The organism is Thioalkalivibrio sulfidiphilus (assembly GCF_000377945.1).
Taxonomy (GTDB): domain Bacteria; phylum Pseudomonadota; class Gammaproteobacteria; order Ectothiorhodospirales; family Ectothiorhodospiraceae; genus Thioalkalivibrio_A; species Thioalkalivibrio_A sulfidiphilus_A.
This window is the reverse complement of the sequence record NZ_KB898964.1, coordinates 1-21,055: the sequence shown is the minus strand read 5'-3', so window position 1 is coordinate 21,055 and position 21,055 is coordinate 1. Positions and strand designations below refer to the sequence as shown.

19 protein-coding genes and 2 tRNA genes are annotated in these 21,055 nt (G+C 66.3%); 11 read left to right on the top strand and 10 right to left on the bottom strand.

Annotated features, from left to right (window positions below; all coding sequences use genetic code 11):
* Positions 1-196 precede the first annotated feature (196 nt).
* The 4 genes from D580_RS0113745 to D580_RS0113730 all read right to left on the bottom strand — a co-directional run bounded on the left by D580_RS0113745 (position 197) and on the right by D580_RS0113730 (position 2,271).
* A tRNA-Thr gene (locus tag D580_RS0113745) sits at positions 197-272 on the bottom strand.
* 273 nt (positions 273-545) lie between these two features.
* A complete protein-coding gene (locus D580_RS0113740) occupies positions 546-965 on the bottom strand; it encodes a Fur family transcriptional regulator (protein WP_018954946.1) in 420 nt (139 codons plus the stop codon).
* 60 nt (positions 966-1,025) lie between these two features.
* Entirely contained in the window at positions 1,026-2,144 is a 1,119-nt protein-coding gene (gene thiO / locus D580_RS0113735; RefSeq protein ID WP_018954945.1) for a glycine oxidase ThiO, read from the bottom strand.
* 53 nt (positions 2,145-2,197) lie between these two features.
* A tRNA-Gly gene (locus D580_RS0113730) sits at positions 2,198-2,271 on the bottom strand.
* A 126-nt stretch (positions 2,272-2,397) separates the two neighbouring features.
* On the opposite strand from D580_RS0113730, the gene thiS reads away from it, so the two are divergent.
* The 3 genes from thiS to trmB all read left to right on the top strand — a co-directional run bounded on the left by thiS (position 2,398) and on the right by trmB (position 4,295).
* On the top strand, positions 2,398-2,598 hold the full coding sequence (thiS, locus tag D580_RS0113725) for a sulfur carrier protein ThiS (protein ID WP_018954944.1): 201 nt from the start codon (positions 2,398-2,400) through the stop codon (positions 2,596-2,598).
* Positions 2,599-2,620: 22 nt separating this feature from the next.
* Positions 2,621-3,415, top strand: a complete 795-nt coding sequence (locus D580_RS0113720; RefSeq protein WP_018954943.1) for a thiazole synthase — start codon at positions 2,621-2,623, stop codon at positions 3,413-3,415.
* A gap of 187 nt (positions 3,416-3,602) precedes the next feature.
* Complete coding sequence (trmB, locus tag D580_RS0113715) at positions 3,603-4,295, top strand: tRNA (guanosine(46)-N7)-methyltransferase TrmB (protein WP_018954942.1); 693 nt, start codon at positions 3,603-3,605, stop codon at positions 4,293-4,295.
* Between the two features lie 60 nt (positions 4,296-4,355).
* Here trmB and D580_RS0113710 read toward each other — a convergent pair whose 3' ends face one another.
* Entirely contained in the window at positions 4,356-5,198 is an 843-nt protein-coding gene (locus D580_RS0113710) for a universal stress protein (protein WP_026289993.1), read from the bottom strand.
* A gap of 192 nt (positions 5,199-5,390) precedes the next feature.
* Between D580_RS0113710 and D580_RS0113705 the strand changes: the two genes are divergently transcribed.
* The 8 genes from D580_RS0113705 to D580_RS0113670 all read left to right on the top strand — a co-directional run bounded on the left by D580_RS0113705 (position 5,391) and on the right by D580_RS0113670 (position 15,131).
* Complete coding sequence (locus tag D580_RS0113705; protein WP_018954940.1) at positions 5,391-7,232, top strand: SLC13 family permease; 1,842 nt, start codon at positions 5,391-5,393, stop codon at positions 7,230-7,232.
* 73 nt (positions 7,233-7,305) lie between these two features.
* Complete coding sequence (locus D580_RS0113700; protein ID WP_018954939.1) at positions 7,306-8,196, top strand: phosphoribulokinase; 891 nt, start codon at positions 7,306-7,308, stop codon at positions 8,194-8,196.
* Between the two features lie 240 nt (positions 8,197-8,436).
* Positions 8,437-8,898, top strand: a complete 462-nt coding sequence (locus D580_RS0113695; RefSeq protein WP_018954938.1) for a hypothetical protein — start codon at positions 8,437-8,439, stop codon at positions 8,896-8,898.
* A gap of 5 nt (positions 8,899-8,903) precedes the next feature.
* On the top strand, positions 8,904-10,019 hold the full coding sequence (locus D580_RS0113690) for an FIST signal transduction protein (protein WP_038043775.1): 1,116 nt from the start codon (positions 8,904-8,906) through the stop codon (positions 10,017-10,019).
* Positions 10,020-10,185: 166 nt separating this feature from the next.
* Positions 10,186-11,220 carry an NADP(H)-dependent aldo-keto reductase gene (locus tag D580_RS0113685; RefSeq protein ID WP_018954936.1) on the top strand — a complete coding sequence of 345 codons (1,035 nt, stop codon included), beginning with the start codon at positions 10,186-10,188 and terminating at the stop codon, positions 11,218-11,220.
* 118 nt (positions 11,221-11,338) lie between these two features.
* Complete coding sequence (locus D580_RS0113680; protein ID WP_018954935.1) at positions 11,339-12,100, top strand: TatD family hydrolase; 762 nt, start codon at positions 11,339-11,341, stop codon at positions 12,098-12,100.
* Positions 12,101-12,127: 27 nt separating this feature from the next.
* Positions 12,128-12,895: a tRNA threonylcarbamoyladenosine dehydratase gene (locus D580_RS0113675; protein WP_018954934.1), complete on the top strand. Its 768-nt coding sequence runs from the start codon at positions 12,128-12,130 to the stop codon at positions 12,893-12,895.
* 37 nt (positions 12,896-12,932) lie between these two features.
* Positions 12,933-15,131, top strand: coding sequence for an EAL domain-containing protein (locus tag D580_RS0113670; protein WP_018954933.1), 2,199 nt, complete (start codon positions 12,933-12,935; stop codon positions 15,129-15,131).
* Positions 15,132-15,248: 117 nt separating this feature from the next.
* Here the strand turns inward: D580_RS0113670 and D580_RS0113665 are convergent, their stop codons facing one another.
* The 5 genes from D580_RS0113665 to glyQ form a co-directional block, all read right to left on the bottom strand.
* Positions 15,249-15,863: a hypothetical protein gene (locus tag D580_RS0113665; protein WP_018954932.1), complete on the bottom strand. Its 615-nt coding sequence runs from the start codon at positions 15,861-15,863 to the stop codon at positions 15,249-15,251.
* Between the two features lie 164 nt (positions 15,864-16,027).
* Positions 16,028-16,699 (bottom strand): fused DSP-PTPase phosphatase/NAD kinase-like protein, encoded by a 672-nt coding sequence (locus D580_RS0113660; RefSeq protein ID WP_018954931.1) that lies wholly within the window; start codon positions 16,697-16,699, stop codon positions 16,028-16,030.
* Positions 16,696-17,442 (bottom strand): lysophospholipid acyltransferase family protein, encoded by a 747-nt coding sequence (locus D580_RS0113655; RefSeq protein WP_018954930.1) that lies wholly within the window; start codon positions 17,440-17,442, stop codon positions 16,696-16,698. Before D580_RS0113655 ends, D580_RS0113660 begins: the two co-directional genes overlap by 4 nt.
* 227 nt (positions 17,443-17,669) lie before the next feature.
* Entirely contained in the window at positions 17,670-19,760 is a 2,091-nt protein-coding gene (gene glyS, locus D580_RS0113650; protein WP_018954929.1) for a glycine--tRNA ligase subunit beta, read from the bottom strand.
* A 220-nt stretch (positions 19,761-19,980) separates the two neighbouring features.
* A complete protein-coding gene (glyQ, locus tag D580_RS0113645) occupies positions 19,981-20,901 on the bottom strand; it encodes a glycine--tRNA ligase subunit alpha (RefSeq protein WP_018954928.1) in 921 nt (306 codons plus the stop codon).
* Between the last annotated feature and the right edge of the window lie 154 nt (positions 20,902-21,055).

Here is a 21,055-nt window from a genome sequence, read left to right as displayed (position 1 = left end):
GCTAGCCCGCATATCTCACCACCCTTCTACTGCGGCCGCCGATCTGCTCGCTGTGACGGGGCGTGCTCACTTCAGCCGGCTTGACGTAGTGTCGGCTACGCCGGCGCCGTCTTGCGCTGTGCGCGCCCCGTCACAGCGGCATCTCGACGCCCTCGCTACGAACGGTGGTGAGATATGCGGGCTAGAACGGGGAAAATGGTGCCGTTGAGAGGAGTCGAACCTCCGACCTACTGATTACGAATCAGTTGCTCTACCAACTGAGCTACAACGGCATTCGGCGGGACGGCAAAGGATACGCCAAGGCCGGCGCGGGCTCAATCGTGGGTTAGACGTGAGGGGTGAGGCGTCAGGGGGGCCTTTAGCCGTAGGCCCGATAAAGCGAAGCGGTATAGGGCAATTATAGGTTGCCGGACACCGCTGCGCTTTGTCCGGCCTACGGGATGATCGCTGCGGGAGCTAAATGCGATTGACCTGATCGCGGGTTTAACGTGAGGGGTAAGGCGTCAGGGGGCGGGCGGAAAAGCAAGGCCCCAGGCAGAACACTGTTAGCGCGCGGCCTGGCTGCGGCGCACGCGGATGATCACGTCCACGCCCTCCACGGCCACGCCGGCGGGCAGATCGGGGAGGCGGTCGACGTTGACCTGGGAGACGGGGATGTCTTCCAGGGTACCGTTGTCCACGTGGAACAGGTGGTGGTGGGGGTCCAGGTTGCTGTCGTAGAAGACCCGGGCGGGGTCGACGATGACCTCGCGCACCAGGCCCTTGTCGGCGAACAGGCCCAGGGTGTTGTAGACCGTCGCCTTGGAGACGCTGGCGTCGCGGGCATTGACCCGCGCCAGCACCTGGTCGGCGGACAGGTGCTGGTGACGCTCGAACAGGACCTGGGCGATCTCCACCCGCTGCTGGGTCGGCGTGATGCCATGTCCCCGCAGGCGCTCGATCACCTGGTCACGATTCGCGGGCATTGTGTGTAATACCAATGACATGTGGTCAAGTATACGGGCGTTTTAGACAAAGTCTAGATCTCACGCCCGGTCCGCGCCCGCCAGGGCGGGATCGGCGGCCGCTTCCAGCCGATAGGGGGTCGGGTCCAGGGCCGGCTCTGTCCCTGTCATCAGGGCGGCAGCGAGGCGGCAGGAGGCCAGGCTCAGGACCACGCCATTGCGGAAGTGGCCGGCGTTGATGAACAGGCCCTCGCAGTCGGGGTGTTCCGTGATCACCGGGATGCCGGTGGGAGAGCCGGGTCTGAGCCCCGCCCAGTGGTGCTCCACGGCACAGTCGGCCAGGGCCGGGACCAGTTCGAGGGCGCGACGGTGCAGATCCTCCCGGGCGGACTCGGTGGTCTGTTTCTCGAAGCCCACGTATTCCAGGGTGCTGCCCATGAGGATGCGGCCATCCCGCCGGGGAATCAGGTAGCGCTCGCCACTGAGCACGATGCGCTGCACCAGGCCCGGCCTGCCCCGGAACAGGATCATCTGGCCGCGCACCGGGACCACGGGCAGCTCCGGTCCGCCGGGCGGCATGAGCCCGGCGCTCCAGGCCCCGCCGGCGATCAGCACCCGGTCGGCATGCAGCTCGCCGTTCCTGGTGCGCACACCCCTGACTCGGCCGGCTTCATACAACAACGATAGGACTGGTTCCTGTTCGCGAATCACGATCTTCCTTGTCCGGAGACTCTCCCGCACAGACCTCACCAGGCGCGGATTGCGTACCTGGGCGATGTTGGGCATCCAGAGACCCAGTTCCGGCTCGGCACCCAAGGCCGGCTCGCAGGTCCGGGCATCCGACCCGCCGAGACGCTCGACGGCGGCACCCTGGCGCGCCGCCCAGGCCAGGGCCGGGGCCGCCTCGGAGGCATCGAGCACCAGCATCCCCGAGAGGGTCCACTCCGGATCCACGCCGGTCTCATCCAGCAGGATACGGGCAAACGCCGGGTACTCGGCCTGGGTCCGCGTGGCGAGCACGGTGACCGGATCGGGATAGCGCCAGGGGTACAGGGGCGAGAGGATGCCGCCGCCGGCCCAGGAGGCCTCGCGGCCTGCCTCGCCCCGCTCCAGCACGGTCACCGACAGGCCGGCGTCGTGCAGGAAGCGGGCGGTCAGCATGCCGATCAGGCCGCCGCCGACCACGATACAGTCGGTCATGGGCAATTCCGGGGACGGGATACGGCGCGGCGTGGCCGCGTCGAGGGGATATATGGAGCGGGTGAAGGGAATCGAACCCTCGTATGCAGCTTGGGAAGCTGCCGTTCTACCATTGAACTACACCCGCGCGTGCACCCATTTTATCCAGCCGCCGGCCGCGAAGGGAAGCAAACCGCCCCGTTATAGTTCGTATCATGTATCTTGTATCTCCCCTAAAATACCGCCCCTGACCCATCCGACCCGCCCACACCCCATGGACATCACCCTCAACGGCGAACACCGCAGCGTACCCGACGGGCTCACGGCAGCCGGCCTGCTGGAACACCTGGAGATGACCGGCCAGCGCCTGGCCATGGAGATCAACGGCGAGATCGTGCCCCGGGGCCTGCATGCCGAGCACCGCATCCAGCCGGGCGACCGGGTGGAGATCGTGCGCGCCATCGGCGGCGGCTGAACCGATACAAGGGAAGACCTGCATGTCACAGACCGAAACCCAAGACCGCCTCACCATCGCCGGACGGAACTACCGCTCCCGCCTCCTGGTGGGCACCGGCAAGTACAAGGACCTGGACGAGACCCGCGCGGCCGTGGAGGCCAGCGGTGCCGAGATCATCACCGTGGCCATCCGGCGCACCAACATCGGCCAGAACCCCGGCGAACCCAACCTGCTGGATGTGCTGCCCCCGGATCGCTACACCTACCTGCCCAACACCGCCGGCTGCTACTCCGCCGAGGATGCCGTGCGCACCTGCCGCCTGGCCCGGGAGCTGCTGGACGGCCACACGCTGGTGAAGCTGGAGGTGCTGGGTGATGAGAAGACCCTGTACCCGGACGTGGTGCAGACCCTCTCCGCCGCCGAGACCCTGGTGAAAGACGGCTTCCAGGTGATGGTCTACACCAGCGATGACCCCATCCTCGCCAAGCGCCTGGAGGAGATCGGCTGCGTGGCGGTGATGCCGCTCGCCGCCCCCATCGGCTCGGGCCTGGGCATCCAGAACCGCTACAACATCCTGGAGATCGTGGAAAACGCCCAGGTCCCCATCCTGGTGGACGCCGGCGTGGGCACGGCCTCGGACGCGGCCATCGCCATGGAGCTGGGCTGCGACGGGGTGCTGATGAACACCGCCATCGCCGCGGCGAAAAACCCGGTGCTCATGGCCAGCGCCATGAAAAAGGCCATCGAGGCCGGCCGCGAGGCCTTCCTCGCCGGCCGCATGCCCCGCAAGCGCTACGCCTCGGCCTCGTCCCCGGTGGAGGGGACGTTTTTCTGATCCTGGAACAATCTGCCGCAGAGACGCGGAGGCGCTGAGAAAACCAATTTGACAGGATTAACAGGATTTACACGATCAAAAAGCACGGGTTAGCAGACCCCGGGTCTCATCCTGTTAATCCTGTTAATCCTGTCATTTTTTTGAATTCTCAGCGCCTGCGCGTCTCTGCGGCGATGCCTTTCTTCCCATGACCGAACCCAGCCAGAAACCCCACAGACCCATCCGCAGCTTCGTGCGCCGGGAGGGCCGCCTGACCGCGGGTCAGCAGCGGGCCCTGGATGCGCTGTGGCCGCGGTTCGGGATTGAGTATTCGGAGAATAAGCTCGATCTGACCGCGATCTTCGGCCGATCTGCGCCCATCACTCTGGAAATCGGCTTCGGCAACGGGGACAGCCTGGCGCAGATGGCCCAGGCGGCGCCGGAGCGGGACTTTATCGGCATCGAGGTGCACCGACCCGGGGTGGGTCACCTGCTGGCCCGCATCGAGACGCTGGGCCTGAGCAACATGCGGGTCATGTGCCACGACGCGGTGGAGGTGCTGAAACACCAGATCCCGCCGGGCAGCCTGGACACGGTGCAGGTCTTTTTCCCCGACCCCTGGCACAAGAAGCGCCATCACAAGCGGCGCATCATCCAGCCGGAATTCGTCGCCCTGCTGGCCACCCGCCTGCGCCCCGGCGGCACCCTGCACCTGGCCACCGACTGGGAGGACTACGCCTGGCACATGCTTGAGGTGATGCAGGCCTCACCCGCCTTCCGAAACACCGTCGGGGGCTTCGCCCCTCGCCCGGCACAGCGGCCGCTGACCAAGTTCGAGCAGCGGGGACAGCGACTGGGGCATGGGGTGTGGGACATCCTCTTTGAGAAGTGCGAAGTGTGAATTGGGAAGTGCGAAATTGATTTCATTCCCACTTCTCAATTCACACTTCTTACTTCACCCTCACTTCACTACAAGTACGGCCACCTCCGCCTGACCCACCACCCGCTCCGCCACGCTGCCCATGAGCAGCCGCTGCAGGCCGGTACGGCCGTGGCTGCCCACCACGATCAGGTCGGCCTGCTTCTGTTTGGCCAGCTCGACGATGACCTGTTCGGGACGGCCTTCCTCCTGGATGCCCTCCACGGAGATGCCCTCCCCCTGCAGGGCCTGGCACACCCGCTCGATGGCCTGCCGGGCCTCGTCGCGGCGCGCCTGGTCATGGCCGGGCACAGTCACGGAGACTACGGTCACCGGCAGCTCGAAACGCCGGGCCAGTTGGGCCGCGGAGACGGCAGCGGCATCGCCCAGGCGCGAGCCGTCGGTGGCCACCAGGATGCGTCTCGAAGGCACCGGGCAGGAACTGGGCACCACCAGCACGCTGCAGGCGGCATGGCCGATCACCTTGGCGGTGGAATCCCCCATCATCAGCCGCGCCAGGTCGCTGCGGGTGCGCCGGCCCATGACGATCAGGTCGGCACGGTGGTCCTCGGCTGCCTGGACCACCTCCACGTAGGGGTCGGCGCCGTGGCGCAGCAGACCCTCGAAGGGCACGCCCGCCGCCCCGGCCCGCTGGCCCAGTTCAGCCAGGTGGGCGCGCGCCGCCTCGGCCTCGGCCTGTACTCGCTCGGGGGCCATGGCCTCGTACTCGGGATTGGTGAGCACCACCTGCAGGGCATAAAGCCGTGCTCCGCAGCGTTCGGCCAGCCCCAGGGCCACCTGCTCGGCGCCGGCGCTGAATTCCGTGCCCTCGGTGGCGAGCAGCAGGGTCTCGAAGCGCCCCACGGGCGAAAGACGGGTCTCCATGGCGTTCCATCCTTCCTGTGATCCGGGATCGGTCTTGCGTCCATCCAGCATAGCCCATGGCCCTGCGGCCGGCACACGTGCCAGCCAGCGATTGCGGCCGGGCGCCGGGACGCTGCTTGGCTTTGCGGGGCCGCGATGGGATAATTCCGGTCTTTTTTGCGACTTTTACTCTCCGACAAGGCCTCATTATCCATGCAAGAAACCATCGCGCTGACCCCCGAGATGATGGTGGTCCTCGGGCTGCTGGGCTTTACCATCTTCCTGTTCGTGTCCGAGATCGTGCGGGTGGACGTGGCGGCGGTGTCCGTGATGGTGTTGCTGGGGCTGATCAGCATGATCCCGGGACTGGGGGGCGTGGCGGACACCCACAAGCTGTTCGACGGCTTCGCCAGTAATGCGGTGATCTCCATCATCGCGGTGATGATCATCGGCGCCGGCCTGGACAAGACCGGGGTGATGAGCCAAGTGGCTTCCTTCATCATGCGCGTGGGCGGGACCACGGAGAAACGCGTCATCCCCATGGTCTCCGGCACCGTCGGCGTGATCTCGAGCTTCATGCAGAACGTGGGCGCGGCGGCCCTGTTCCTGCCGGTGATCTCGCGCATCTCCGCGCGCACCGGCCTGCCCATGTCCCGGCTGCTCATGCCCATGGGCTTCTGCGCCATCCTGGGCGGCACCATCACCATGGTGGGCTCCAGCCCGCTGATCCTGCTCAACGACCTGCTGCCCGCGGGCATGGAACGCTTCGAGCTGTTCGACGTGACTCCCGTCGGGCTGGCCCTGGTGACCACCGGCATCCTGTACTTCGTGCTGCTGGGCAAGTACGTGCTGCCGGCGGTGCGCAATGACGGCGCCAGCGGCGAGAGCACCATGGACTACTTCAAGCGGGTCTACGGCCTGGACTACACCATCCGCGAATACACCCTGCCGTCCAGCCACCCCATGTCCGGCCACACGGTCAGTGATCTGGAGCGGGAATACGGCATCAACGTCATCGGCGCCATGGTCAGCGGCGACCTGCGCGTGGCCCCCTGGCCGGGTTACCAGCTGAACGGCACCGCGCGCCTGGCGGTGCTGGGCCGCGCCGACCGGCTGGATGAATTCGCCGAGCGCGCCGGGGTCAAGAGCAAGGGCTACCTGGACGTGTTCTCAGACGCCCTCTCCCACACCAAGTCGGGCGTCGCCGAGGTGGTGATCCCGCCCGGCTCAGACCTGATCGGCAAGACGGTCACCGAGATCGCCATGCGCAAGACCTACGGCCTGACGGTGCTGGCCATCCATCGCGGCGAGGAGACCATCCGTGAGGGCCTGCGCGACGTGCCCCTGCAGGCGGGCGACACCCTGGTCTGCCACTGCAGCTGGAGCGCCCTGGCGCGGGTGGAGAAGAACCGCGACTTCGTGGTGGTCACCAGCGAATACCCCCACGAGGAACTGCGCCCCCAGAAGGTGGGCTTCGCCGTGCTGTTCTTCGCCATCGCCCTGGGCCTGATCCTGTTCACCGACCTGCGCCTGTCCGTGGCCCTGCTGGTGGGCGCCGTGGGCATGATCCTCACCGGCGTGCTCAACATGGACGAGGCCTACAAGGCGGTGAGCTGGAAGACGGTGTTCCTGCTGGCCAGCCTCATCCCCCTGGGCGCGGCGGTGCAGGAGACCGGCACCGCCGCCTGGATCGCCCACCAGACCCTGAGCCTGCTGGGCGACGTGGCTCCCTGGATCCTGCAGGCGGCCATCGCGATCCTGGCTACCTTCTTCACCCTGGTCATGTCCAACGTGGGCGCCACCGTGCTGCTGGTGCCGCTGGCGGTGAGTATCGCCTTCGCCGCCCAGAGCATGGGCATGGACGCGGACCCGCGGGTGTTCGCCCTGACCGTGGCCATCGCCACCTCCAACTCCTTCCTGATCCCCACCCACCAGGTGAACGCCCTGATCATGGGTCCGGGTGGCTACCGGGTGAAAGACTTCATGAAGGCCGGCGGCATCATGACGGTGCTGTTCCTGGTGGTGTCGCTGACCATGCTGAACCTGATCTTCTAAGGGAGACCGCCCGGGCGGCACAGCCCCGGGCAAGAATTCGACAACATGATTAAAACCTAAGGAGTAAGCACACATGTCCAAGAAGCATCCGATCGTCGCGGTCACCGGCTCTTCCGGCGCCGGCACCTCCACCGTCAAGCGTGCCTTCGAGCACATCTTCCTGCGCGAGAAGATCAACCCGGTGATCATCGAGGGCGACAGCTTCCACCGCTACAACCGCACCGAGATGAAGGAGGCCATGAAGAAGGCCGCCGAAAGCGGCAACAACCACTTCAGCCACTTCGGCCCCGAGGCCAACCTGTTCGACAAGATCGAGGATCTGTTCAAGACCTACGGCAAGACCGGCGGCGGCAAGAAGCGCTACTACATCCACAGCGATGAAGAGGCCAACGAGCACAACGCGCGCCTGGGCACCAAGCTCAAGCCCGGCGAGTTCACCCCCTGGGAAGACATCCCCAAGGGCACCGACCTGATGTTCTATGAAGGCCTGCACGGCCTGGCTGCCGACGACAAGGTGGACGTGTCCAAGCACGTGGACCTGGGCGTGGGCGTGGTGCCCATCGTCAACCTGGAGTGGATCCAGAAGATCTTCCGCGACAATGCCGAGCGCGGCTACTCCGCCGAGGTCATCGTGGACACCATCCTGCGCCGCATGCCGGACTACGTGAACTACATCACCCCGCAGTTCTCGCGCACCGACATCAACTTCCAGCGCGTGCCCACCGTGGACACCTCCAACCCGTTCATCGCCCGGGACATCCCCACCCCCGACGAGAGCATGGTGGTGATCCGCTTCCGGGATCCCAAGAAGTTCGGCGTGGACTTCCCCTACCTGCTGAACATGATCCACAACTCGTTCATGTCCCGGCGCAACACCATCGTGGTGCCCGGCGGCAAGATGGGCCTGGCGATGGAGATCATCCTCGCCCCCATCATCGGCGAGATGGTCGCCAAGCGCGGTTGATCACGGCGCTATGCAAGCCCCGTGCGCCTCCGGACGCACGGGGCTTTTTTGTGCCTGATCCCGTAGGAGGCCCGACCCCGGGCCGAACAGGGTTCCAGGAAGCGTCGCTGTTCGCGGCGGGGTCGCCGCTCCTACGGGGTGACCTGCCCGGCCTGAAGCTCGGTGAAAATGTAGGGGTTAACGGACCGGGCCACCTCGCCTTGCTATCATTCATAGTCAGTCCAGAACCCCGGATCCCCCATGCTTTCTTTCCTGCGACGGCGTCCGAACCCCATCCGACTGCGCCAGCAGTTCCTGGAGCGCTTCACCGGCCGCACCCTGATCGTGCACGAGGGCTTCCCGCCGGAATGGCTGGAGGAACTGCTCAAGCAGCCCGGCGGCGGCGGGCACTTCCGCCTGGACGCGCGCCAGATCGACGCCCGCAATCCGAGCCCCATCGAGTGGTTCGTGCGTGAACACGTGCTGCCCCTGGGACTGCCACTGCCGCTGCTGGTGCGGGTCAGCCCGCCGGAACTGCGCGTGCGCCACCTGCGGCGCTGCAATCACGCGGTGCACCCCAGCGAGATCCAGTGGTTCCTGGAGGAACTGGACACGCGAGCACACGCCACCTTGCGCGTCACCGACACCGGCTTCACCGCCGAGCCGGGCATCCCGGTGAGCGACAACGAGGCCAAATCCATGCTGGATCACCTGGGACTGTGAACACCATGACCCCCTTCTCCATGGCCGCCGCCGAAGGCATCGAACCCGTCGCCGTGGCCCGCGAACTGGCCGCCCGGCTGACGCCGCCAACTGAGGGCGAGGCCCTGGGCTTCCTGTACGTGAGCGACGCCCTGGCCCGACGCCTGCCCGAACTGCTAGCGACCCTGCGCGAGGCCACCGGCGTGACCCACTGGACCGGCACGGTGGGCATCGCCCTGTGCTGCACCGGGCGGGAGATCTACGACCGCCCCGCGGCCGTGGCCATGCTGGGCAGCTTCCCGCCGGGCAGCGCGCGCATCCTGCCCCCCATGACCGAAAACGACGATGCCCTCACGGCGTTGCTGGCGGACTGGGATGCACAAGACCCGGCGCGCTTCGCCCTGCTTCACGGCGACCCCAGCCACGGCACCACCCCGGCGATCATCCGCCACCTGGGCGAGCACACCCAGATCTTCGGCGTGGGCGGGATCGCCTCCTCCCAGGGCGACTACCTGTCCGTGGCCGACGAGGTGGTCCAGGGCGCGGTCTCCGGGGTGCTGTTCGCGGAATCGGTGCCCGTGGCCACGGCCCACACCCAGGGCTGCACACCCATCGGCCCCGTGCACCGCATCACCGCCGCCAGCAACAATGTGCTCATCCAGCTGGACGGACGCCCGGCCCTGGACGTGTTCGAGGAAGACATCGGCGAGGTGCTGGCCCGTGACCTGCAACGGGCCGGCGGGTTCATCGTCGCCGGCCTGCCGGTGCCCGGTTCCGACACCCGCGACTACCTGGTGCGCAACCTGGTGGCCGTGGACACCGGCCAGCGCCTGGTGGCCATCGGCGAGAACGTGCGCGAGGGCGACGAGATCCTGTTCTGCCGGCGCGACGGCAACGCCGCCCTGGAAGACCTCAAGCGCATGCTCGCCGACCTCAAGCGCCGCGCCCCCAACGGCGCCCGCGGCGCGGTCTATGTCTCCTGTCTCGGCCGTGGCCGCCACCAGTTCGGCGACGACTCCCAGGAACTGCGCATCATCGCCGAGGAACTGGGCGACATCCCCCTGGTCGGATTCTTCGCCAACGGCGAGATCTTCCACAACCGGCTGTATGGCTATACGGGCGTGCTGACGTTGTTTCTCTGAATGAAATTGATTTGAACCGCGACGCAAAGGCGCAAAGACGCGAAGATTCGCAAAGTTATTTTTCATTACTGCGCCGCGGAGCGGCGCAGATACCAACGCTATTCTTTGCGCACCTCTGCGTCTTTGCGCCTTTGCGTCGCGGTTAAAGAACCTTTCCGGAGTCCACATGCAAACACGCAAACTCGGCGACACCGACATCGACGTGAGTCTCATCTGCCTCGGCACCATGACCTGGGGCGAGCAGAACACCGAGGCCGAGGCCCACAGCCAGCTGGACTACGCCCTGGAGCGGGGCATCAACTTCATCGACACCGCCGAGCTCTACCCGGTGCCTCCCATGGCCGAGACCCAGGGGCGCACCGAGGCCTACATCGGCAGCTGGCTCAAGCAGCGCGGGCGGCGCGATGACCTGGTGCTGGCCTCCAAGGTATGCGGGCCAGGCGAATGGGTGAACTACTTCCGCGGCGGCCCGCGCCTTGACCGGAGTCACATGACCCGGGCCCTGGAAGACAGCCTGCGCCGGCTCAACACCGACTACCTGGACCTCTACCAGATCCACTGGCCGGCGCGACCCACCAACTACTTCGGCAGCCTGGGCTACGTGCACCAGGAAGACCCCGACGCCACGCCCATCGCCGAGACCCTGGAGGTGCTGGATGGCTTCGTGCGCGCGGGCAAGGTGCGTCACATTGGCATCTCCAACGAGACCCCCTGGGGCCTGATGGAATACCTGCGCCAGGCGGAACGCCACGACTGGCCGCGCCTGGTGTCTATCCAGAACCCCTACAACCTGCTCAACCGCAGCTTCGAGGTGGGCCTGGCCGAGATGGCCATCCGCGAGCAGGTGGGCCTGCTGGCCTACTCGCCGCTCGGCTTCGGGGTGCTGAGCGGCAAGTACCTGGACGCCATGCCCGAGGGCGCGCGACTGACCCTGTTCTCGCGTTTCTCCCGCTACACCAACGAGCAGGGCATCGCCGCCACCCGCGCCTACGTGGAACTGGCCCGGGCCCACGGCCTGTCCCCCGCCCAGATGGCGCTCGCCTTCGTCAATTCGCGCCCCTTCCTCACCAGCAACATCATCGGCGCCACCAGCCTGGATCAGCTCAGGGAGAACATCGACAGCGCCGAGCTGGTGCTGAACGACGAGGTGCTGGAGGCCATCGAGTCGATCCACGGGCGGCATCCGAACCCCTGCCCTTGAATGCAGTGGCTAGTGGCTAGTCTCAAGTGGCAAGGCAAACCACCCTCACCCCAACCCTCTCCCTGAGGGAGAGGGGGTTTATCATTTGACTAGCCACTAGCCACTTGAGACTAGCCACTTGTTTATCGACACCCACAGCCACTTCGACGATGCCGCCTTCGACGCGGACCGGGCGGCCTGCTGGGCGAGGGCCCGGGCGGTGGGGGTGGAGGCACAGGTGCTGCCGGCGGTGAGCCGGGCCAGCTGGCCGAAACTCAAGGCGGTGGCGGCAGGCGATGCACGGCTGTACCCCGCCTACGGTCTGCACCCCATGCTGCTCTCAGAACACGCGCCCGCCGACCTGGAGGCACTGGAACACTGGATCGAACGGGAGCAGCCGGTGGCGGTGGGGGAATGCGGGCTGGATTATTTCGTGGCCGAGCTGGATCCGGATGCCCAGTGGCGCTTCTTCACCGGCCAGCTGGCCCTGGCGCGCCAGTTCAACCTACCGGTGATCATCCACGCCCGGCGTGCCGTGGACCAGGTCGCCAAGGCCCTGCGCCAGTGCCCGGGCAGCCGCGGCGTGGTGCACAGCTTCAGCGGCAGCGAGCAGCAGGCACGCACACTCATCGACCTGGGCTGCCTGCTGGGCATCGGCGGCCCGGTCACCTACCCACGCGCCCAGCGCCTGCGCCGCCTGGTGGCCACACTGCCCCTGGAGGCGATCCTGCTGGAGACCGACGCCCCGGACCAGCCGGCCATCCATCATCGGGGCGAACGCAACGAACCCGCCTTTCTGCCCGAGATCGCCGCCGAGATCGCCCGGCTGCGGGACATGGAGGTGGAGGAACTGGCCGCAGCCACCACCCGCAACGCGCGACGGCTTTTCAACCTCCCCTGAGCCCGCTTACGCTAAAATTGCGAACCCATGACCACCATCCATGAACGCACGCAGCTGCTCATCGGTCCCGAGGGCCTGGAGAAGCTCGCCAACCGCCATGTCTTCATCGCCGGCCTGGGCGGCGTGGGCAGCTACGCGGCCGAGGCCATCGCCCGGGCCGGGGTCGGGCGCATCACCCTGCTGGACCATGACGTGGTGGGCCCCTCCAACATGAACCGCCAGCTAGTGGCCCTGCATTCCACCCTGGGCCAGCGCAAATCCGAGGTCATGGCCGCGCGCATCCGGGACATCAACCCCGAGATCCGGGTACACCTCGCCAGCGCCTTCCTGTCGCCCGACAACGTGGGCGAGATCGTGCCCATGGATGCCGACTACGCCCTGGACTGCATCGACTCCATCGCCTGCAAGGCGGCCCTGGTGCACCACTGCCAGCAGGTGAACATCCCCGTCGCCTCCAGCATGGGTGCCGGCGGGCGCACCGACCCCACCGCGATCCGCGTCGGCCCCCTGTCCGCCACCCAGCTCTGCCCCCTGGCCCGGGAGATCCGCAAGCGCCTGCGCCGCATGGGCGCGAGCCTGGACTATCCGGTGGTCTATTCCCTGGAGCAGCCGGTCAAGGGCACGGAACACCGTCCCCTGGACGGACCCATCCCGGGCCGTGCGCGGGCGGTCAACGGCACCATCTCCTACCTGCCGCCCCTGTTCGGCTACACCCTCGCCGGCCTGGTGATTCGCGCCCTGCTCGGGGAAAAACTGCCGGTCGGCGGGAAAAGGCGCGCAGGCTCACCCACTTAGGCTATATTGGACTGGCAACCGTTTCAGGAGCCATGACTTGAAGCCGACGGAAGCCCGCTCACAAAACCCCGGTCCGGAAGAACAGGAAGACGGCATCGCCCGGCTGCACCAGGTGGCTGCCCAGAATCTCGAGACCGCACCTCCGGTGCTGGTCTCCTACCTGGCCGTGCCGGATGCACGCCTCACCCGCCTGCACATCAGTCCCCACTTCAAGCATCTGGTGAACGGCAACGGCGCCCACGGCGCCTACCTCAAGGACCACGACCGCTGGGTGCAGTACCTGCACCCGGAAGATCGGGAGCGGGTTCAGCAGACCCTGGCCAGGACCCGCGAGGCCCAGAGCCCCTACTGCATCGATTACCGTCTGAGTGACGGCCATGGTGTCATCCGCTGGGTCCGGGACATGGGCATCTACGTGGGCGACCCCCAGCAGGGGGGCACGGTGATCCAGGGCGTGATGATGGATGTGTCCCTGGAACATGAACTCCGGGACAGGATCGAGGCCCTGGCCGAACAGGTGCGACGGGCAGAGGCCGAGGCCGCCGCTTCCAAGGCCAGCGAGCTGCTGCAGCAGATGCACGAAACCTTGGAACACACGGCATCCGCCATCCTGCGCCTCGACGCCGCCGGCAAGATCAGCTACGCCAACCAGGCCGCCCTGCGGCTCACCGGCCATGCCCGCCCCGAGCTGCTCGGCCACGACTTCACACAAGCCCTGCTGACCGCCCCCGAAGGACGCCGCCCGCACGGCAATCCGAGCCAATACCTGAAGGACTGCAGCGAGGCCCTGCGCTCGCGCCACCCGCGCCACCTCCAGGGGCTCACCCTGTGGCGCAAGGATGCGCGCCCCCTGGAGATCAACTGCCAGATCTCGCCCGGCGCCGAGGGTGGCGCGATCCTCACCCTGGAGGACGCCACCGAGTACCGCTCCCTGAGCACCCAGCTGCAGTACCAGGTGACCCACGACGCCCTCACCGGACTGCTCAACCGCCGGGAGCTGCTCATCCGCCTGGAACAGGCCCTGCGCCAGGCCCGCCACGGCCACAACACCGGGGCCATGCTGTACATCGACCTGGATCAGTTCAAGGTCATCAACGACACCAGCGGCCACACCGCCGGCGACGAGCTGCTGCGCCAGATCAGTAGCCTGCTCACCGGTGCCATCCGACAGGGGGATGCCCTGGCCCGTCTGGGGGGCGACGAATTCGCCGTGATCCTCAACGACTGTCCCGCCAGCGAGATCATGGACACCGCAGATCAGCTGCGCACACACATCGCCGAGCATGTATTCCGCTGGGAGGATAAGACCTACAACGTCACCGCGAGCATCGGCGTGGTGCCCATCAACCGTGAAAGCGGCAACGTGATCACGGTGATGAGCGCCGCGGACACCGCCTGCCATTCCGCCAAGGACAAGGGTCGCAACCGCATCCACGCCTTCAAGCTGGACGACACCAGCATGATCCGGCGCCAGGGCGAGATGCGCTGGGTCGCGCGCATTCACCAGGCGGTGCAGGAGGGCCGCTTCTCCCTGTTCGCCCAGACCATTCAGCCGGTGGAGACGGCGGGCAAGGAGCGGGGCGCCCACCTGGAGATGCTCATCAAGATGCAGGGCGAGGGTGACGAGCTGATCCCGCCCGGCGTATTCCTGCCGGCGGCTGAACGCTACAACCTCTCCGGCACCATCGACCGCTGGGTGCTGCAGCACACCTTCTCCTGGATCGCGGACGCCGGTCTCGACGCCAACCGCCTGTCCCTGTGCGCCATCAACCTCTCCGGGCATTCCGTGGGCGACCCCGCCTTCCTGGACTACGTGGTGTCACAGCTCAAGCGCCACGCCCTGCCCCCCACCCTGATCTGTTTCGAGATCACCGAGACCGTGGCCATCGCCAACCTCAACCTGGCGCGCACCATGATGGAGACCCTGGGCGGCATGGGCTGTCGCTTCGCCCTGGACGACTTCGGCAGCGGCATGTCTTCCTTCGGCTACCTGCGCACCCTGCCGGTGGACTACCTGAAGATCGACGGCCTGTTCGTCAAGGACATCGCCAAGGACACCACGGACCTGGCCCTGGTGCGTTCCATCAACGACATCGCCCACGTGATGGGCAAGCGCACCATCGCGGAATTCGTGGAATCCCAGGAGATCCTCGACCACCTGCAGGAGATGGGCGTGGACTACGCCCAGGGCAACTTCATCGCCGAGCCGGTTCCGGTGGCGCAATTGAAGATCTAGGTCCGGGAAAAGCTTCGACGCAAAGTCGCAAAGACGCGAAGATTCGCAAAGGTTTTTTCATCAAAAGACATTTTGCGTTCCTTCGCGTCTTTGCGACTTTGCGTCGCGGTTGAACCTCTAGAGCTCCAGCACCCGGGCGATGGCAGCATTCACATGCTGATCGGCATCGGGACCGAAGCGGGTGGTCTCGGGGTCGATGACGTCCGTGAAGGCGTAGGCGAACTTCACGTCCTGGATGCCCAGTGAGCCGAACAGTCGGGATTCCCGGGAGAAGTCATCGTCGTGGAAGACCAGGGTCGGCCAGCCGTCCTCCCCCGGCTCCAGGGCCGGGCCGAAGAACACCACCCCCGGGTTGTTGCGCAGCCGCAGGGCGCAGGTGCCCTCGGTCACGCCGCCCATGGTTAAAAAGTCGATGGTGCGCGAGAAGCGAGTCTTGTGGTTGAAGGCCGTGTCCACCGTGCCGTCGATGGCCGGCGCCTCCACCTCGTAGGCCAGCACCTCCGCCCCCGCCTCACGCCAGGCCTCGATGTCCCGGGCACCACGACGGCTGGGCAGATACACGAAGCGCAGCGGCACGATGGCGTTCAGGGCGTCGAGGAGCTCGGCGCTGAAAGGCGGCGCATTGACCAGCACGCCTTTCAGGTCCTGGTCGGCGATGTAGTAGACCGCGGGCGAGGTGCCCTGGACATGGTAGATGCTGCGGTCACGCAGCTTGAGGAGTTCGGTGAGCATCAGGGACTAGATACAAGATCCAAGTGGCAAGAGACAAGAAAGGACACAGATGGAGGGGCGTGGCAAGGAGCGTAACCCCTTCGGCTGTGGATGCAAGCCCCTCACTCCTCACTCCTCACTCCTCACTCCTCTCACCCCTCACCCCTCACCCCTCACACACACACTCATTCCCGCCGCAGCAGCCTGTCCACCAGGGCATCCATCACCGGCATGGGTCGAAACTGCGGCTTGAGCTTCTTGGGATCGTAAACCGTATCCACCCACTCCAGGAGGCTCATAGGCCGCTCGGCAGTGTCCTTCAGGTAGGTCTCGAAGAAGTAGTCCAGCAGCCCGGTCTTGGCGTAGCGGTAGTGAAAATAGGGCCAGAGCCTCAGCTGGCGGGTCTGGTCCAGCGGCATGCCTTCGATCCAGTGCAGGTAGAGGGTGGACATGAGCCCGGCCCGGTCGGCGCCGGACTTGCAGTGAAACCACACCGGATACTCGATGCTGTGCAAGAGCTCATGGGCCTGGTGAATCACCTCCCGGCTCGGCAGATCACGGGAATAGGTGCGCAGGTGTTCCAGCCTCACGCCCAGCCTTTCGCAGGTCTGCGTCTCCAGGGCCAGCATGGGATTGCCCGGCTCCTCGCCGCGCAGGTTCACAACCGTGCGGATGCCGTAGCGGGGGATGCGCTTGAGCAAATGCCGGGGTGAAGGCTGCCCGGAGCGGAAGGCCCGATCCGTGATGCGGTGGAAGTTGTTGAGACCGAACTCCCGCACCCAGCCGTCGTCTGCCCAGAGTGCCCGGGCGTAGACCCGGCGACGCGCGGCCGGCGTGGAGAGATCGAAACCGCTCACGGACGCTCCACGGCGTCCAGTTCCTGCTGCCGGGACTCGATCCAGTCCTCGGCCTCCTTGAGGATCTCATCGGGATCGCGGCCCTTGCTCTCGATGGGCGGGCCGATCTCCACACGGATGGTGCCCGGATACTTGATGTAACTGTGCTTGGGCCAGTAGATGCCGGCGTTGTGGGCCACGGGCACCACCGGGTGTCCGGTGCGGGCCGCCAGCACCGCGCCGCCCTGCTTGTAGCGACCCCGGGTGCCCGGCGCCACCCGGGTGCCTTCCGGGAACATCACCACCCACAGGCCCCGCCCCAGGCGATTGCTGCCCTGCTCCACCAGCTGTTCCAGCGCCTTGCGCCCGGCGCCCCGGTCGATGGCGATGGGTTCCATCACCCACAGCCCCCAGCCGAAGAAGGGGATGCGCATGAGTTCGCGCTTGAGCACCCAGACCTGGGGCGGAATGAAGCGCTGCAGGGCCAGGGTCTCCCAGGTGGACTGGTGCTTGCAGAGCAGGATGCCCGCCTCGCCCTCAAGGTGCTCGCGTCCCTTCACCTCGTATCTGAGCCCGCAGGTCAGGCCCAGCCACCAGACATTGAAGCGGGTCCACTGGGACATGATGCGGTAACGCCCGTGCCAGGACAGGGGCAGGGTCAGCGGCCCGATCAGGGCGAAGAAAATGGTGGACGGCGCAAAGCCCAGCCAGAACAGCGTGGCACGCAGGTAGAGGAGCGGCTTGAAGTGTTTGCGCTGGGTCATCGGTGATCCATGCCTTGCCGAAGTGATTTGCCGCAGAGGCGCGGAGTCGCAGAGAACAGATTCAAAGAACGACAGGATTAACAGGATGATTGAGGATGTACAGGATGAAGACTTGAGGTCGAAATCACCGTGTTATTCGATTTTGTTCATCCTGAAAAATCCTGTTCATCCTGTCCATTGCCTTTCTCTGCGCCTCCGCGTCTCTTCGGCAGATGTTGAGTCGAAGCTCAGCCCTCACCGCCCGGCTGCAGGCGCGACATGTCCGCCACTTCCAGGAACAGCCCGCTCAGACTGTTGAGCAGGGCCAGGCGGTTGTCGCGCACGGCGGCGTCATCGGCCATCACCATCACGCCGTCGAAGAAGCGGTCCACCGGCTCACGCAGGGCGGCCAGCGCCGCCAGGCCCTCGGTGTAGCGGCCCTCGCCGAACAGCGGCAGCGCCGTGGCGCGCAGGGCCTCGAGGCGGTCGAACAGCGCCCGTTCCGCGTCCTCGCTGAAGCGCGCGGGATCGATCTGCTCGGGCAGCGCGCCCTCCACCTTCTTGAGGATGTTGTGGATGCGCTTGTGGGCGGCGGCGAGGCTCTGCGCCTCGGGCAGGCTGCGGAAGTGATCCACGCCCCGTACCCGGCGGTCGAAGTCCAGGGGACGCAGCGGGCGGCAGGCGAGCACCGCCTCGAACACGTCCACGCCGATCCCCCGGTCCGTGTAGTAGGCGCGCAGGCGTTCCATCATGTAGTCGAACACGGACTCCACGGCACCGGCGGCATCCACGTCCGTGCCCTGGTAGCCCTCGGCGGCGGCGCGGATCAGGGCCAGCAGGTCCAGGTCCAGTTCCCGCTCGATGAGGATGCGCAGCACGCCCAGGGCGGCGCGGCGCAGGCCGTAGGGGTCCTTGGCGCCGGTGGGTTTCTGACCGATGGCAAAGATACCCACCAGGGTATCGAGCCGGTCCGCAAGGGCCAGGGCCTGGCCGACCCCGGACTCCGGCAGGTTGTCGCCGGCATGGCGGGGCCAGTACTGCTCTTCCAGGGCCTGGGCCACATCACCCGGTTCACCGCCGTGCTCGGCATAGTAACGGCCCATGGTGCCCTGCAGCTCGGTGAACTCGAACACCATGTGGGTCTGCAGGTCGCACTTGGAGAGCATGGCGGCGCGCAGGGCCTCGCCATGGTCCACGTTCAGCAGTCCGGCCAGGTGCCTGGTGAGCGCGGCGACACGTTCGGTCTTTTCATAGAGGGTGCCCAGCTTGCGCTGGAAGACCACGTGCTTGAGGGCCTCCAGGTGACTGTCCAGGGGCTTCTTGCGGTCCTGGTTCCAGAAGAACTCGGCGTCGGAGAAGCGCGGGCGGATGACCCGCTCGTTGCCCTCGCGCACCCGCTCCGGCTCCCGGGACTCGATGTTGCTCACGGTGATGAAGTGGGGCATGAGGCGGCCTACCTGGTCCACCACCGGGAAGTATTTCTGGTTGTCCTGCATGGTGGAGATGAGCGCCTCCTGGGGTACGGACAGGAAGCGGGTCTCGAAATGCCCGGCGATGGCGCTGGGCCATTCCACCAGGGCGGTGACCTCGTCCAGCAGGTCCGGCTCGATGAGCGCGCGGCCGCCGAGTTTCTGCGCGGCGTCTTCCACCTGGCCCAGGATCGCCTCCCGGCGCGCCTCGAAATCGGCCATCACCCGGCCCTCGGTCTGCAGCAGCGGCCCATAGGCGGCGGGCTCGGCGATGAACAGGCTATCCGGGTGGTGGAAACGATGGCCGCGGGTCTCGCGGCCGGCCTTCACGCCCAGGATCTCGGCCTCCACCACGGCATCGCCCAGCAGCAGCACCACCCAGTGCACCGGGCGCACGAACTCGGCGTCGGAATCCCCCCAGCGCATGCGCTTGGGGATGGGCAGCGCCGCCAGGGCGCGCTCCACCACACCGGGGATGAGCTCGGTTGCCGCCTTGCCCGGTTCCACGTGGCGATGCACCAGCCAGGCGCCCTTGTCGGTCTCCAGGCGCTCCAGGTCCTCCGGTTTCACGCCGCAGGAGGCGGCGAAACCCTGGGCGGCCTTGGTGGGATTGCCGTTGTCGTCGAAGGCGGCGGCGAGCGCCGGTCCCCGGCGTTCCATGGACTGATCCGGCTGGCGCGCGGCCACGTCCCGGCACAACAACGCCAGGCGCCGAGGCGCAGCAAAGGCCTGTACCTTGGAGGCCCCGATCTCCGCCTCCGCAAGCCCCGCCGCCACGGACTCGGCAAAGGCATCCCGCAGGCCCTTGAGCGCCTTGGGCGGCAGCTCTTCGGTACCGATTTCGATCAGGAGGTCGTGTTTCTGGGTCATGGGCCTGGTGTCTGGTTTGTGCTGTTGTCGTTAACTTCCGCCGCCGAGACGCGGAGAAAAGATACAAAGAACGACAGGATTAACAGGATTCTTGAGGATGAACAGGATGAAGACTTGAGATCGAAAACACCGTGATATTCGATTGTGTTCATCCTGATAAATCCTGTTCATCCTGTCCATTGCCTTTCTCCGCGTCTCCGCGCCTCTGCGGCAAAGGTTCTCAATCCTTGCCGCCCAGCATCGGGAAGCCGAGGGCCTCGCGTGCGTTGTAATAGGCCTCGGCCACGGCGCGGGCCAGTTCGCGCACGCGCAGGATGTAGCCCTGACGTTCGGTCACGGAGATGGCGCGGCGGGCGTCCAGCAGGTTGAAGGTGTGTGAGGCCTTGAGCATCTGTTCGTAGGCGGGCAGCGGCAGGCCGGCCTCGATGAGGCGCTTGCTCTCGCCCTCGCAGGTCTCGAACCAGGCGAACAGGGCCTCCACGTTGGCATGCTCGAAGTTGTAGGCGGACTGCTCCACCTCGTTTTGGTGGTAGACGTCGCCGTAGCTCACCCGGCCCTGGGGGCCCTCGGTCCAGGTCAGGTCGTAGACGCTCTCCACGCCCTGCAGGTACATGGCCAGACGCTCCAGGCCGTAGGTGATCTCGCCGGACACGGGACGGCAGTCCAGGCCGCCCACCTGCTGGAAGTAGGTGAACTGGGTGACCTCCATGCCGTTCAGCCACACCTCCCAGCCCAGGCCCCAGGCGCCGAGCGTCGGGGACTCCCAGTTGTCCTCCACGAAGCGGATGTCGTGCACCAGCGGGTCGATGCCGATGGCCTTGAGCGACCCCAGGTACAGCTCCTGGATCTCCGCAGGCGAGGGCTTGAGGATCACCTGGAACTGGTAGTAGTGCTGCAGGCGGTTGGGGTTTTCGCCGTAGCGGCCGTCGGTGGGTCGGCGCGAGGGCTGCACGTAGGCGGCCCGCCAGGGCTCGGGGCCGATGGCGCGCAGGAAGGTGGCGGAATGGAAGGTGCCCGCACCCATCTCCATGTCATAGGGCTGCAGGACCACGCAGCCGTGCTCCGCCCAGTACTGCTGCAGGGTCAGGATGAGCTCCTGGAAGCTCAGGCCGTGGTGCTTGGGGGATCGCTGTCGGGACATGGGGAAAACCGGCTGGCGTGGTTGCGCAAAGGGGCTAGTGTCCTGTCTGTTAAATATCTTGTCATTCAGCGCGGCTGCGCGGGCGTGTGGCTAGGCACGCTTGCGCAGGAATGGCCACCCCCATTTCAAGCAAGCGTAACAACGCCACACGCCC